At 43.5% G+C, this 14,411-nt stretch carries 11 protein-coding genes and 2 pseudogenes; 5 read left to right on the top strand and 8 right to left on the bottom strand.

All coding sequences use genetic code 11. The features are described from left to right. Positions 1-172, bottom strand: a 172-nt coding sequence (locus L5M17_RS13430; RefSeq protein WP_263148087.1) for a transposase, incomplete at its 3' end; no start/stop codon positions are given. A 107-nt stretch (positions 173-279) separates the two neighbouring features. Between L5M17_RS13430 and L5M17_RS13425 the strand changes: the two are divergent. Continuing rightward, positions 280-1,248: pseudogene (locus tag L5M17_RS13425) on the top strand (transposase). A 313-nt stretch (positions 1,249-1,561) separates the two neighbouring features. On the opposite strand, the gene L5M17_RS13420 reads toward L5M17_RS13425, so the two are convergent. Next, the gene (locus tag L5M17_RS13420) at positions 1,562-2,437 is read right to left on the bottom strand and encodes a toxin-antitoxin system YwqK family antitoxin (RefSeq protein ID WP_263148078.1); all 876 of its coding nucleotides are present in this window, start codon (positions 2,435-2,437) and stop codon (positions 1,562-1,564) included. A 177-nt stretch (positions 2,438-2,614) separates the two neighbouring features. On the opposite strand from L5M17_RS13420, the pseudogene L5M17_RS23145 reads away from it, so the two are divergent. Beyond that, positions 2,615-2,725: pseudogene (locus L5M17_RS23145) on the top strand (IS30 family transposase); the annotation flags it as partial. 305 nt (positions 2,726-3,030) lie between these two features. Here L5M17_RS23145 and L5M17_RS13415 read toward each other — a convergent pair. The 4 genes from L5M17_RS13415 to L5M17_RS13400 all read right to left on the bottom strand — a co-directional run bounded on the left by L5M17_RS13415 (position 3,031) and on the right by L5M17_RS13400 (position 6,911). Further along, positions 3,031-3,609, bottom strand: coding sequence for a porin family protein (locus L5M17_RS13415; RefSeq protein ID WP_263148076.1), 579 nt, complete (start codon positions 3,607-3,609; stop codon positions 3,031-3,033). 615 nt (positions 3,610-4,224) lie between these two features. Then, the gene (locus L5M17_RS13410) at positions 4,225-5,076 is read right to left on the bottom strand and encodes a class I SAM-dependent DNA methyltransferase (protein ID WP_173496462.1); all 852 of its coding nucleotides are present in this window, start codon (positions 5,074-5,076) and stop codon (positions 4,225-4,227) included. Positions 5,077-5,216: 140 nt separating this feature from the next. Further along, on the bottom strand, positions 5,217-5,993 hold the full coding sequence (locus L5M17_RS13405) for an EAL domain-containing protein (protein ID WP_113940061.1): 777 nt from the start codon (positions 5,991-5,993) through the stop codon (positions 5,217-5,219). Between the two features lie 204 nt (positions 5,994-6,197). Beyond that, a complete protein-coding gene (locus L5M17_RS13400) occupies positions 6,198-6,911 on the bottom strand; it encodes an oxidative stress defense protein (RefSeq protein ID WP_113940062.1) in 714 nt (237 codons plus the stop codon). A 417-nt stretch (positions 6,912-7,328) separates the two neighbouring features. On the opposite strand from L5M17_RS13400, the gene rimO reads away from it, so the two are divergent. Beyond that, positions 7,329-8,747: a 30S ribosomal protein S12 methylthiotransferase RimO gene (rimO, locus tag L5M17_RS13395; RefSeq protein WP_263148074.1), complete on the top strand. Its 1,419-nt coding sequence runs from the start codon at positions 7,329-7,331 to the stop codon at positions 8,745-8,747. A gap of 211 nt (positions 8,748-8,958) precedes the next feature. Here the strand turns inward: rimO and fumC are convergent, their stop codons facing one another. Further along, the gene (gene fumC / locus L5M17_RS13390) at positions 8,959-10,362 is read right to left on the bottom strand and encodes a class II fumarate hydratase (protein ID WP_263148073.1); all 1,404 of its coding nucleotides are present in this window, start codon (positions 10,360-10,362) and stop codon (positions 8,959-8,961) included. Positions 10,363-10,571: 209 nt separating this feature from the next. Continuing rightward, positions 10,572-10,796, bottom strand: coding sequence for a ribosome alternative rescue factor ArfA (locus L5M17_RS13385; protein WP_131523432.1), 225 nt, complete (start codon positions 10,794-10,796; stop codon positions 10,572-10,574). A 265-nt stretch (positions 10,797-11,061) separates the two neighbouring features. Between L5M17_RS13385 and L5M17_RS13380 the strand changes: the two genes are divergently transcribed. After that, complete coding sequence (locus L5M17_RS13380; RefSeq protein ID WP_317629591.1) at positions 11,062-11,910, top strand: substrate-binding periplasmic protein; 849 nt, start codon at positions 11,062-11,064, stop codon at positions 11,908-11,910. A 245-nt stretch (positions 11,911-12,155) separates the two neighbouring features. After that, on the top strand, positions 12,156-14,282 hold the full coding sequence (locus L5M17_RS13375; RefSeq protein ID WP_263148071.1) for a TonB-dependent receptor: 2,127 nt from the start codon (positions 12,156-12,158) through the stop codon (positions 14,280-14,282). Positions 14,283-14,411 lie beyond the last annotated feature (129 nt).

Raw genomic sequence — 14,411 nt, 5'->3', positions numbered from 1 at the left:
GTGTGCCACCCTGGCGTTCTAGTTTTAACTGTCTCACCCATTTATCCATAGTGGACTTACCTACGTTCATCGCCTTTGCAGCTTCGATGATGCTATGGTTTTTATCGAGGACTAATTGGGCTGCTTCAAGTTTGAATTCAGCACTAAATGTTTTTCTGGTTGTCGATCTCATGTGTTCACCTAAAGTCATCTACGAGGTAATAATATCACCTCTATTTAGGTGGCCAAAATTAGTGTGCCACTACAGAGGTTTGTAGGCCGCGCCCTCGCAGAACTCAGATTAGTCTTGAAGACACCCCTTTTTATCACTGTTGCAGTCGTGTCGTTCGACGTGCTTTTTTGTGTGGCGATGATCGTTACTCAGGTAAAAACCATGACCATCGCCGCGCTTGGGTAGAATCGCTATTGTTTGAACTCGAAGCCGTTTTTGCAATAGATGTGGCGGCCTTTGCGGTGATGTCCAATCATCTACATGTGGTTTTACGCATTGATGTAGAGACAGCAAACCGCAGGAGCGACAGGGAGGTGCTTGAGCAATGGCATAAGCTATTTAAAGGCGATGAATTAACGCAAAAATTCGCCAAAGGTGGGTTGGTTGAAGCGGACGAGGTCAACAGATTAAGGCATTCAATCGCCATTTATCGCACCGCTTATGTGATATCAGTTGGTTCATGCGTTGCTTAAACGAGCCGATAGCAAGACAAGCAAATCAAGAAGATAACTGTACTGGGCGTTTTTGGGAAGGTCGATTTACCTATTTCTTTTATAGAGAATCAAGCTCTACTTGATGAAGCTGCCGTTTTAGCCTGTATGACTTATGTGGATTTGAATCCCATCAGAGCCCAAATGGCCGATACACTGGAGCGATCAGCTCATGCCAGTATTCAGCTTCGAATTCAGGCGGCATTGAAAGATGAGCAGCCCAAAAATCTATTGCCTTTTATCGGCAATGAACGCGATAACCAACCCATTGGCATTACGTTTTCATTAATAGATTACCTTCAATTGGTGGATGATACCGGTCGAATTATTCGAAATGATAAACTAGGTGCAATCACTGAAAATAGCGCCAAGTTACTGACAAGATTAAATATCCACCATGACAATTGGCTTAAGCTTACCACCGAGTTTGGTAAGCTATTTCATGGCCCTGTGGGAACCTTGCAAGAACTGACTGATTACTGCGAACACTTAGAAAAGCGACGACGGCACTTTGCCAAATGCTGTCAGCACCTCAACGCTGGCTGATTTCAATCCTGCATCATTAACCATGCCTTTCACAACAGCCAACAAGAGAATGGCTTAGGTATTTTTTACTAAAAATCTAAGTTTTTCAGCAAAATAGGCTAATTGAGTTAGTCCTCATCCTCTGGAGCAATACCTCGCAAGCTATTTAGCCGCTAAGTGACTTTTAGTCACTTGGATGCTAACTGAAAGTACATTATTTTCTTGTTTTATATTGGGTGGCCTGATTTATATCTTCGCTACAAATGGAGGACAAGATTTATTTCTTCCAACACTAATTGTCAATTGCTGCAATTTTTTTAAAGATTCCATCTAACTAATCATTATTATAAGTCGTTTCTTGAATTAAATGACTATCTTCATTATAGCTTTTCCAAATACCTTCTTTCTTACCATTTTCATAAGTTCCTTCTACTTCTATTATACCATTTTTATGATAACTCTTAAAAAGCCCCTCTCGCTCTCCATTTTTATAATATTCCTCAGCTTGCAATATTCCTTCCTCATCATAGGCTTTATAAAGACCATCTAATTGATCATTTTTATAAACGCCTTCCGCCTCTAATTTACCGTATTCATTATAATATTTAAACAGACCATTTCTAATACCATTAACATAGGTTTTTTCCACTGTTAATCTACCATTTTCATTATAACACCTCCAAACACCTTCTAATTTTCCATTTATATACAATGCTTCATTCTCTAGTTCACCATTACAATGATAAGTTCGATAAAAACCGTCTTCTTTCCCATTTTTAAAAATTTGTACTGTTACTTGACCATTTTCATTATAATATTTCCAAACACCTTCTAAAGTCCCATTTTCATAAGTCAATTCCGACTCTAACTGACCGTTTCTATAATAGCTTTTACAAATACCCTCTTCTTTCCCATTTACATAAAACTTTTCCTCCATTAGTTTTCCATTAGACCAATAATGCTTATAAATGCCTTCTCTAGTGCCTTTTCTATAAGTTCCCTCTTTTTCTAACTGAGCGTCTTTATAATAACTATTACAAATACCATCTAACACTCCATTTTTATAATTTTCTTCTTTTTCTAGCAGACCGTTTTCATAATAACTATTACGAATACCATCTAACTTTCCATCTTCATAATTTTCCTCAATCCTTAGTTGACCATTTTTATAATGACCTGTTACTTTCCCTGTAAATATTTTTTTACTCATTTTGCTATACCATAATTAAGATAACTAAAATTCAACTCCGAAGTGCGATACTCTAATCGGAGAATAGAAGCAAGATTAACGCCCAAGAGTGCAAATCTCAATCTATCAGTTCTATTTTCAACCATAGTTTACTCAAAAGCATACTTATGTTAACCATAGATATAAGAGACTATCACCATGAATTATCTGTATTTGACCATAGTAAGACGATACCAGATTTCTGCTCTTTTAGAACAAGGCTTTCGATATAAATGTACTGATTGTCATCGTCCTAGTGACGATAGGCAATCCTCCCATGCCTAAAATCGGTGGGGTTTGCATGTTTTAAAACGCCTTTTTTAATGAATTAGTTTGATTTTTGTCCACTATATCGTCCCATCATTTTTAATGGTACTCGTTCAAGCAATTTTCGCCATAACAGATTGTAGGCAAAAATGGAAAGTGCATTATATTGTTGTTTGTAAATAGCTCTCAACATTTCTTATTAAATCCAATAACATCTACCATCAAGATAATATTAAAGTAAAAAAGGTATAACACTTAGCGTGTTACACCTCGATGATTAGTACTTTAATTTTAAGTATTAAAAATATCTAGAATCGATATTCAACACCTAAACTTGCTTGTTTAAAGTCCGTTTCTGTATTTGCACCATTAGCTACATTATCCGCATTAATCTCTGCATCATACCAAGTGTACTCAGCATTAATTAAAAATCGGTCTGTGACTTTAAATGCAACACCTGCACCCGCAAATACACCTTCATCATCTTTATTTCCAGAAAAGCCTACGACTTTATAATCGGTGGAATACCATAGCTGCCCAGCTTTAGCGTATAACTCGACTCTGTCTACAATTGGAAACATGACTTTAAGGGCTGCCGTATAACCATCGGTTTCGGCATTGGCTAAACCATTACCATAATCACCAAAGTTAATGTAACTACCTTCAAGAGCAAGGTATTTATTAAACTTATAACCAACAAGGCCCTGCATTACATCACTATTATCATCAAAATCATCATCGCCATCGACTTTTAAATAACCGTAGTTAGCGCCGACATAGATTCCGTTTTCTGCGGCATCACTGTTGCTCATGTTATCTGCATGAGAATATGCACTAAAAGAGGCTAAAGAAATAATGGCAGCTAAAGTAAGAATGGGATTTTTCATAAAGTACTCCTAGTTAATTATTTAAATACACTAAGGACATTACAAAAATAATGCCAACCTCGCAAAACCACACTCAGATCAATACACAATGAAAATAATAACCATACTTATCAACACCATAGATTTATTTTAATATTTTAAATTCGAGTTAACTATTTTTATAAAACACATGAAACTTTTTTCATACTTACACTAAAGCCGTGCTAATTCTGTCTTAATGTATTTATTGCCTGTGAAATTGTAACTATTTCATAGGTAACAAAATAAACACACAAAATTATTACATTTAATTAATTACATTATCATTTATATTGTGCGACTTACTTATTAAAACAAGTTTATTAAAGCAAGCTTTAACGGGAATACTGTGCGGCAGCGTTATGAACAAGAGTTATGGATGACGAACTGATTGTTAAACATGGACGTTATTTGGCAAGGAATATCCAAAAGGGGAACTGGTACTTTCCCCTTTGGTCAACTCTTGATGAAAAATCAAGAGTGAAGCCTACAACTTTAATTTGGCTTTAAATAAAAACAGACTGAAAGAGAAGCGAGATTTAACAAGTCACACTGACATTATGAGCAGACCTTCTGTTATCAAACTTCAACAGAAGGTCAAATCTTCACACAAACAAACAGCGCATTACCTGATGCTAAATCCCACGGGACAATTCTTTCATAATCGTGTTCGAAAACATGCACTTCAAAATAGGGCGCTAACAATTCCTGCAGCTCAGTGAAGCTGGTAGCGACCATAGCATGTTGGTCTTGCCATTGCTCAATACTGTGGACTTCTTGTAAACCCACTTCTTGTAAACCTGCGGCGTGTAACCCAGCTTCCAGCGAGCCTAAGCCTTTCATATCAGAGACAGGTAAAGGCGAGACATCAGCAAACGGCTGACTGCTTTTGGCAATACTCAACTTTAATGACTGTTTCTCACCTTGCCCACTGTAATGCCAGCCGGATTCGAAGGCGAAATGACTACCATCAAACTCGGCAAAATGCTTAACCGAACTTGTGTTATCGATTCTGTGCTTATCGACAGTATTAAAACAAAACAGCCCACCGTCATTAAGTGCGCTATGCACACTGGCGATACAGCTTTTAAGGCGTTCGATGCAAGCACTGTAATGGATGGAATATAAAAAACAGGTAATCAAATCGACGCGCTCTTCTAAATAAAAAGCCGTCATATCTTGGAGGTTAAACTGAGCTTCAGGGCAACGACGCATGGCCATGTCTAGCATAGGCTGATTAATATCAAGGCCACTGCACTGATAACCAAGGTCGATAAAATGCCGCACATGTGGACCAGTGCCACAGGCTAAATCAAGATGTTGCTTACCATTATTGCCGAGGAACTGATGCAGACGATGGATACTCGCGCTCTGTTGCTGGTAGTTGATATCGGAACACATTAAATCGTAATAACCGGATAAATCGGTATAGAGCGCGTTGGAAGACATAGTAGCGAATAGGTAACAAGGGCAATTTTAGGTGGCGCATGATATATCAGTTAGCCGATATCAGAAACAAAGAATTATCCATCGTGTCTCTGCACGTGTTATCACTCTAATCGTGCAACGATATCAATCCACCTAACCATTTACTTTGGGGCGTGAAAGCTCAGCTCTTCATAGGAACTCAAATATTCGAGTTGTGGTTTGGCAAAATAATACCCCTGAAAATACTCAATCCCTATTCCAGCGAGATAATTAAGTTCGGCTTCAGTCTCAATGCCTTCGGCCAAAACTCTTGTATTAAGCTCTAAACAAATACGCAGTATTTCATCCACGGCTAACTGCTTTTCTCTATCGAGATCGATATCACGGATCAAGGTCATATCAAGTTTTAATACTTGAGGGCGTAGGGCTTCGAGCCAGCTTAAATCAGCAAAACCACTGCCAAAATCATCGATTGCCGTGATAAAACCACGCTTAGCATAGCTCTCGAAGATACGGACTAATTTTGCCCGATCAACAATTTGCTCGCCCTCTGTCACTTCGAACATGATTTTGTGAATATCAAACCCATACATGTCGGCGGCTTCAATCGTCGCGCGGATACAGGTCTCAGGGTTATATACGGCATTAGGTAAAAAGTTGATACTGAGCATCTTATCGAGTCCCAGCTTTGAAGCAGTTTCTATCGCTTTAACACGGCAAGCCTGATCAAAATAGTATTTATTATTTTCATTAATCCGCTCAAACACCCACGCAGCCCCTTCACCATCAGGGCCTCTAACCAGAGCTTCATAACCGCTAATCTCACGACTAGGCCAATGGATAATAGGTTGAAATGCCATTCGAATTTCAAATCCTAATGACTTACCACTTAAGCAATCCATGCAAGTTTGTTGCTTTATTCGAGCGGGAAAATCCATAAACGGCCTCCTAAACATTAACCTTACTAGTGTGAGGATAAATACTTAAATTTGCCAGTTTTTACTGTTCATCATCCTAATAAAATCCATCACATATAGAGTGAAGAATGCTATTTCCAAAAATATAAAACGATTGTAAACGGCATAAAAAAATGGATGAATCTCAATAGGAGCTTCATCCATCACCATATACCTCAGACTGATTTACTTCAGTTTATAAACCACTTCAACTCTATCTTCTATGCTCACTTGGCCGTACTGATAGCTCTCGGCGGCGCCCATGGCATCGGCTTTAGCGCTCATGCGTAACATGACCGGTTGCACAGGGCGTTGATCGTAATAACGGATCTGCCAGATCTTACCGAGATTTTCACCAAAGCCTTTAGCCAAAGATTCGGCTTTTTGTTTGGCATCCACAATCGCAGCTTGACGTGCTTTGGCGACGTATTCAGCTTCTTTACTCGACTTAAGGGCGATGTTATTCACCCGATTCATACCCTCTTCTAAGGCAGAATCTAAAATAGCATTCAAGCGGCTTAAGTCTGTTACCGACACGGTAATTTGGCGACTGGCAGTATAACCCGTCAGCTCTGGCGCTTTATCCTGCACATAGACGTATTGCGGTTGAAGATTTAAATTCGCGCTCTGGATCTGATCTTTAGTCACACCCGCTGCGGTGAGACGGGCGATAAACTTAGCCACGGCGGCATCGGAATTATCTTTGGCGGCTTTAGCGGTTTTTTCGGTCACGGCCACTTCCACATTCACATCCGCCATATCGGGCTCGACTTGGATTTGACTCACACCCATGGTTTCAATATGCGGGAAATCGACCTCAGCGGCGAGTACCGCTGGCGCCATAAACGCGCTAGAAAAAAGACCACCCGCCACCAATACCGCTAAAAGAGAATTTTTCATAACTTACTCCAAAATAATGTGCTTATACCTAAACCACTTCAAATAGAACGCATATTCAAAACGAGACGGCTAAAACGACTGTGTCGCTTATTTAGCGCTTAGGCTATCAGTAAAAAGTGCCAATACTTGTGCCAATATGTAACAGCATCAAGAAATTGTCTCTTGCCCCTATAAACGCGGCCAATTTTAAAAAGGGTTAATTTTTCTAAAAAAATTTTAGATCTTTTTATCCCGATGGGATCAACTGCGGATCTTTGGCAGACATGCCTATATCCACACCCAGAATAGGTCATAGGGTTAACTGGCATATTCAACGCCTTGGTTGTACACTTTTCAGCCAAACATACTGTACCTTTTAATCACTTCAGGTATAATCCGCCAACTTTTTTAAGGCAGCTTATACCCCAGCGAGAAACCATGACTGTTGAAACTTTTAAACCCAAGCAAACAACCACGCTTGATACCCCAGCAAAAACATTAGAAGCAGCAAGCACTAATGCTGTTACCACTGGGAATCGCATCGGTTTCGTGTCTTTGGGCTGCCCAAAAAACCTCGTGGATTCAGAGCGTATTCTGACTCAGTTACGCATCGACGGCTACGAAGTGACTAACAGCTATGACAATGCCGACTTAGTTATCGTCAACACCTGCGGCTTTATCGATGCCGCGGTGGAAGAATCTCTGGACGCAGTGCGTGAAGCCCTAGAAGAAAACGGCAAAGTGATCGTCACTGGCTGCCTTGGCGCCAAAGAAAACCAAATCCGCGAAGTGCACCCAGATGTGTTAGAAATCACAGGCCCACACAGCTACGAAGCCGTGTTGAAGCACGTTCACAAGTACGTGCCTAAGCCAGAGCACAACCCTTTCACCTCGTTAATCCCACAAACTGGGGTTAAGTTAACGCCTAAGCATTACGCTTATTTAAAGATTTCAGAAGGTTGCGACAACCGTTGTACTTTCTGCATCATTCCTTCACTACGTGGCGATCTCGACAGCCGCCCTGCGGGCAGCGTCTTAGATGAAGCTAAGCGTTTAGTAGAATCAGGTGTACAAGAAATTCTAGTCGTCAGCCAAGACACCTCAGCCTACGGCAAAGACAAAGGCGGTCGTACCGATTTTTGGAACGGTATGCCAGTCAAGCAAGACATCACTAGCCTAGCGCGCCAACTGGGTAAAATGGGCGCTTGGGTGCGTCTGCATTATATCTATCCCTACCCATGGGTTGACGATTTAATCCCCTTGATGGCGGAAGGTTTAATCCTGCCGTATTTGGATATTCCAATGCAGCATGCAAGCCCACGCATCCTCAAGATGATGAAGCGCCCTGGCCGTGTTGACCGTCAGTTAGAAGCGATTCAACGCTGGCGTGAAATCTGCCCAGATCTCGTGATCCGCTCGACCTTCATCGTCGGCTTCCCAGGTGAAACCGAAGAAGACTTCGAAATGCTACTCGACTTTTTACGTGAAGCCCGCCTCGATCGCGTCGGTTGCTTTAAGTATTCAGAAGTCGATGGCGCTGTCGCCAACACCATCGCCGAACTTATCAGCGAAGAAGTGAAAGAAGACAGATACCATAGATTTATGGAAGTCCAAGCCGAGATCAGCGCCGAGCGTTTAGCCCGTTTCGTTGGCCGCACCTTAGATATTCTGATTGACGATGTAGACGAAGAAGGCGCCATTGGCCGCAGCTTCGCCGACGCACCTGAAATCGACGGCATGGTGTTTATCAATGGTGAAACTGAGCTGGAACCCGGTATGTTGGTTCGTGCCCGCATCACCCATTCAGATGAGCACGATCTATGGGCTGAAGTGGTAGATGCTGACACTCAAGACTAAGCCGTTCTGATATAGGACAGGCTATGACTCAAAAAGCGAACCTCTGGTTCGCTTTTTGTTTTTATCATTTCGTAAGCATTAACACTGCGAATGCTTCAGCATCCTTACTCCACTGTTTCTTCACACTGTCTTGGCCCACGATATTGATTCATTGCCAGCCTCAATTTCGCTGATTTATCAGCAGCTAGGATGAGACGTTTTGAATTAAGCATTAAGCATCGGGTCCCAACATCTTATTGGCATCGACCCAAACCTCGAACTCTTCTGCAGTCACAAACTCAAGTTCTAATGCCGCTTGGCGCAGTGTCTTATGCTCACTATGGGCTTTTTTAGCTATCTTAGCGGCCTTTTCATAACCGATATGTTGATTTAGCGCTGTCACTAACATGAGTGAGTTCTCCACATGCTGCGCGATTTGTGGCTCATTCGCCACTATGCCGACTACGCAATGGTCATTAAACGACTGGCAAGCATCCCCCAATAAGCGCCCCGATTGCAGCACATTGGCGATGATCATCGGCTTAAACACATTGAGCTCAAACTGACCATTGCTGCCGCCAATCCCAACGGCGACATCATTACCCATGATTTGCGCGCACACCATAGTCATAGCCTCGACCTGAGTCGGGTTGACTTTTCCCGGCATGATCGACGAACCGGGTTCATTTTCAGGCAGTAATAACTCACCAATGCCGCAGCGCGGGCCAGAACCTAACATCCTAATATCATTTGCGATCTTCATTAAACTAACCGCCGCCACTTTATAGGCCGCCGATAGGGCGACTAATTCATCGTGGGCAGCAAGGGCAGCAAACTTATTCGGCGCCGTCACAAAGGGCAAACCCGTGAGTTTTGCAATATTGTCCGCCACCTTAACGGCGTAATCCTTGTGTGTATTCAGCCCAGTGCCGACGGCGGTCGCACCTAAAGCTAACTCGGCCACCCGCTTGAGACTGTGCTCAATGCCTTCGATGGCATGACTTAACTGCGCGGCGTAACCCGAAAACTCTTGGCCTAACGTTAACGGTGTTGCATCCATAAAATGTGTGCGACCGATTTTGACTAGGTGCACAAACTCATCGGCCTTATCCTGCAAGCTCTGCTGCAATAACCTCATGCAGGGCAAAACGAGCTCAACCGCTTGGCGATAGGCGGCAATGTGCATGGCGGTGGGGAAAGTATCGTTGGAGGATTGCGAGCGGTTAACATCATCATTGGGGTGCAAACATTTAACCGTATCGGAGAGTTGCCCGCCCGAGAGCACATGGCCGCGATAGGCAATCACCTCATTGACGTTCATATTGGTTTGCGTGCCCGAGCCCGTTTGCCAAATCACTAAAGGAAATTGCGCATCGAGTTCGCCTGCAATCAGCTCATCGCACACTTGGGCAATCAGTTGAGCTTTATCTTGGTGCAAGACGCCAAGCTGTTGATTGGTAATAGCGGCGGCTTTCTTTAAATAGCCAAAAGCGTAGATCACTTCGACAGGCATAGATGCCTCAGCACCAATACGAAAGTGCTGCCGCGAACGCTCGGTTTGTGCGCCCCAATAACAATCGGCGGCGACTTTAACCTCACCCATAGTGTCGTGTTCAACTCGATATTGCTGTGCCATGTGCATCTCCTTCGCTAAAACGCTCTAAGCGTTCACCATACTCGCTCAGGGCGAAAGTACAATTAACCTCCAACAAGGAGTATCAATAATAAGGCTGATTTAAGCGTAAAGATTGGCGTAAAGGCAGGTGGAGGAGCATGAATTGGCAGGATTAACGAGGCACTAACACAGCAGACTAAAACAGCGAACTAAAGCAGTAAAAAAGCTGATTAACAAAAGCGCAGACCTAGAAAGTCAAAAGGGGCATCGCCCTTGTGCTGATGCCCCTTTCGGTTTTGTGCTTTGCGATCGTATGACCCTTTGCCCTTTTTCGCTTTCTCGGTGCGGGTCCTAAACAAGGGACTCGTCACTAACGCTTTGAGTGCGTTATCGGTAATGGTGCCTCGACCACTTTCGTGTTCTAAGGGCATATTTTGCGGTTTTTGCTTAGTCATTTTATGCCTCACTGCTTAATGAAAGTTAAGCCCATAGCCTAACAGCGCAAACTATAACGCAATCAAATCAGATGTACAGAGTTTGTGCACTCCAACATAAAAAATGACTTTGACTAGTAGGAAAGTATGATAGATTATTCAAACAAAAATAATATATTAGCTTAATAATCAATAAGATTTATTAATAGGTTTAGTGAGTGGATTTTGCCATAACCTTTATTGGCACTCAGGTTACACTTTGTAATCGACAGATAAGGAGATCAATTTGACATCCGTGTTAGTCGCTCAACCTTGGCTCGGCGCACTGTTTTTACTGATAATGCTTCAAACCCCGCTTGCCAACGCTTTTTCCAGTTCAGACTCCTGCGTGATGACTATGGGGTATCGCACCAGCGAACGCTTACCCTTTATCGGAGACGAGTCCAATAACACGGGATTTTATCACGAACTCTACCAAGCGGCGGCGGACAAGATTGGCTGCAAACTCAATGTGGTGCGCGCACCTAAATTACGTATTCTGCGGGATCTCAAACTCGGCAATATCGATTTTTATCCCGGCCTTAATTTCACCGAAGAGCGGGCTCAATACGCGCATTTTATCCCCAATGGACTTTCACAACGTGCGATTGGCATTAGCCGTGCTGGCGCCGCCGATATTCGCTCCATTGAGCAGTTAGCCCATAATGAGATGACCCTCTTAATCGCTCCCGGCAGTTACGACTTTGGCGGCTTACCCGACAAAATCAAGGTACGCAAACCGCCTGAGTTAACCGTCCCTAAAGCCTTGGATTATTTGCTTTCAAACCAAGGGGACTTTTTTATTTATGATCAAACCACTTTGCATTATTACCTCAAAAATCGCGACCAAAGCCAGTTTAAACTCCACTATCACTACAGCGAATTACCTCAGGAAATGTACCTCGGTTTCTCGAAAAAAAGCCGCCACTACCGCGGTAGACACAACCCCAACTATCGCGCTGATATCCCCATCAGCCCAGATAACAGTCCCACAGTGTTAACACCAGATTCTAAAGTCTTTGAATTTGCCAAAGCACTCGCCACTATGGATTCCCAAGGTGAAACTCAGCGCTTGTATAGCAAGTATTTTGGCTAGCTTAAATCACAAAAAGTACCGCTAACGCAGAGTTCTATTGGACCTTTTATCAATTGAGGTACCAATAAAGAGCTAAGAGAATCATGCCTAACTGATTAAAAAGTGGAAAACTTGTCTTCTGCTCAAGCCATATTCTGATGTTTTAACTCGCTTTGTTACCCTCTGCGACAATATGCCGCACCTGCCACACTGAGATGCTCTTTATAATGCAGCGCAATTAATCCAAGTGAATGGAAGACAATAAGATGGCTGCAAATTCTGCGTATTTATCTCACCCGTTTAAAACTTCAGTAATTTCCTCATCCCTCGCAATCGCCATGGGCTTATCGCTAGCGCCACAGGCCATGGCTGACGACAGCGAATTAGCCAATATTGAACGCTTAGAGATCCATGGCCAACAGACCGAAAACCGTAACACCTTAGGCTCGGCTGAAAATCTACTGAAAGGGCAAGGAGTCGATTTCTCCGAAGCGGGTGGCGTATCGGCCCTACCTATCCTCAATGGCATGATGGGCGATCGCATCAAAGTGCTGGTTGATGGCGCGGACATTACCGCGTCCTGTGCAAACCAAATGAATCCACCGCTGTCCTATATCTCCGCCAATCAAATCACCACTGCCGAAGTCATTGCGGGCGTATCGCCAGTCAGTGCCGGTGGCGACAATATTGCGGGTGTGATCAAGGTTAGCAGCCTTAACCCTAAATTTGGTGAAAGCGAGGCTATCAAGTGGAATAGTGGCGATATTTCAACGGGATATCGCAGTGTGAGTGACACCTTATTACTCGGCACCAACGCCACAGTCGCCAGCAAAAATGTCAGTCTTAGCTATCAAGGCGCCTATGAAGATGCCAACAGCTATAAAGATGGTAATGGCGATAAAGTCATCGATACCCTGTACCGCGCACAAAACCATGCACTGACCGCCGCATGGCGCGATGAGACTCAAGAAGTTGCCATCAAATTGACCCACCAAAATATTCCATTCCAAGGTTTTGCTAACCAATACATGGATATGACGGATAACAAGAGTTACGGTGCCCTCGCCCGTTATCAACTCAAACTCGACGATGACGGTGAATTCAGTGCCCAAGTAAACTGGCACGGCGTGAAACACGAGATGGGCTTTTTCACTCCAGAAAAAACCGGCAAGATGCCAATGAACACTGAAGGTGATGACTACAGCTATCAACTGCACTGGCGTTTGCCAATGGGTGATGACAGCACCTTACTGGTCGGCCAAGAATACTATAGCTACCAGCTCGACGATGTTTGGCCTGCGGTGCCTGGCACTATGATGGCGCCCAATGACTACATCAACATCAACGATGGTGAACGCCGCCGTGCTGCCGTTTATGGCGAATGGCAGCAAGATTTAAGTCAAAGCTGGTGGTTATCGGCGGGTGTTCGCTTTGAGTATGTCACCACCAATACCGGTGAAGTCCAAGCCTATAGCAACATGCCTATGATGGGCACGCCCAATGTCGACGCCGAAGCGGCAAAAGCCTTTAATGCGATGGACAGAAAACGTGATGATAATCTGATCGATGCCACCTTACTGGCGCGCTATCAATTATCGACCAATCATCAACTTGAGTTTGGTTTAGCCCGCAAGAATCGTGCACCTAATCTGTACGAACGTTATAGCTGGGGCCGCGGCACTATGGCGACCACTATGATAGGTTGGTATGGTGATGGTAATGGTTATGTGGGTAATCCGGATCTTAAACCAGAAACCGCCCATACCCTGAGCGCAGCCTACAAATATAACGATGATAGCTGGCAAGTCTCGACCACAGCTTGGTACACAGCTGTGACTGACTATGTCGATGCCGAAGTCATTGGTAGCTTCAATCGCACCAGTTCGCCTGATGGCAAACGCAATATTCTCCAATTCACTAACTTAGATGCCAATCTCTATGGCGCACGTTTTAATGCGCTCTATAAGTTTGCCGAAACCAGCACAGGTAAATGGCAAGTGTTAGGCAAAGTGAATGTAACCCGTGGCGAGCGAGATGAAGGTGATGAACCTTTATATCAAATCAAGCCGTTGCAAACTGAGCTGGCACTGCAACATCAGTTAGGTCAATGGGAAAACAGTCTTTCATGGCAATGGGTTGCGACCAAAGATCGCGTAGATGACCGCCGCCTTGAAAATGAAACAGACAGCTACTCCTTGCTCAATTTGAACAGCAGTATGAAATGGCAGGATCTGACTGTCACCTTCGCCGTGAATAACGTGTTCGACAGCTACTATGAGCTGCCACTGGGCGGCGTAAGTGTAGCGGAATTTAAGGCCGATAATACCAATGGCTTTAACCAAATTGCCGGTGCAGGTCGCTCGTTCGAACTCAGCGCAAGCTATGCATTTTAACGACTGATTTTAAAGGCACTGTTTTTAACAACAGAGTTTTTAACCACATGGTTTTTAACGGCGCGGATTTTTAGGCCGAACAGCTCTAATCCAAACGTTAAACAAAAAGGGCAAGCAGATTAAGTGATT

The organism is Shewanella sp. SW24, assembly GCF_025653395.1.
Taxonomy (GTDB): domain Bacteria; phylum Pseudomonadota; class Gammaproteobacteria; order Enterobacterales; family Shewanellaceae; genus Shewanella; species Shewanella oncorhynchi.
Note: the sequence above shows the minus strand (reverse complement) of the source record. Positions and strands in the feature narration are given on the sequence as shown.

Bases quoted from the DNA above. Each gene is read 5' to 3' on its own strand.
- L5M17_RS13420 (WP_263148078.1), bottom strand. From the start codon at position 2,437: ATGAGTAAAAAAATATTTACAGGGAAAGTAACAGGTCATTATAAAAAT.
- L5M17_RS13415 (WP_263148076.1), bottom strand. From the start codon at position 3,609: ATGAAAAATCCCATTCTTACTTTAGCTGCCATTATTTCTTTAGCCTCT.
- L5M17_RS13410 (WP_173496462.1), bottom strand. From the start codon at position 5,076: ATGTCTTCCAACGCGCTCTATACCGATTTATCCGGTTATTACGATTTA.
- L5M17_RS13405 (WP_113940061.1), bottom strand. From the start codon at position 5,993: ATGGATTTTCCCGCTCGAATAAAGCAACAAACTTGCATGGATTGCTTA.
- L5M17_RS13400 (WP_113940062.1), bottom strand. From the start codon at position 6,911: ATGAAAAATTCTCTTTTAGCGGTATTGGTGGCGGGTGGTCTTTTTTCT.
- rimO (WP_263148074.1), top strand. From the start codon at position 7,329: ATGACTGTTGAAACTTTTAAACCCAAGCAAACAACCACGCTTGATACC.
- fumC (WP_263148073.1), bottom strand. From the start codon at position 10,362: ATGGCACAGCAATATCGAGTTGAACACGACACTATGGGTGAGGTTAAA.
- L5M17_RS13385 (WP_131523432.1), bottom strand. From the start codon at position 10,796: ATGACTAAGCAAAAACCGCAAAATATGCCCTTAGAACACGAAAGTGGT.
- L5M17_RS13375 (WP_263148071.1), top strand. From the start codon at position 12,156: ATGGCTGCAAATTCTGCGTATTTATCTCACCCGTTTAAAACTTCAGTA.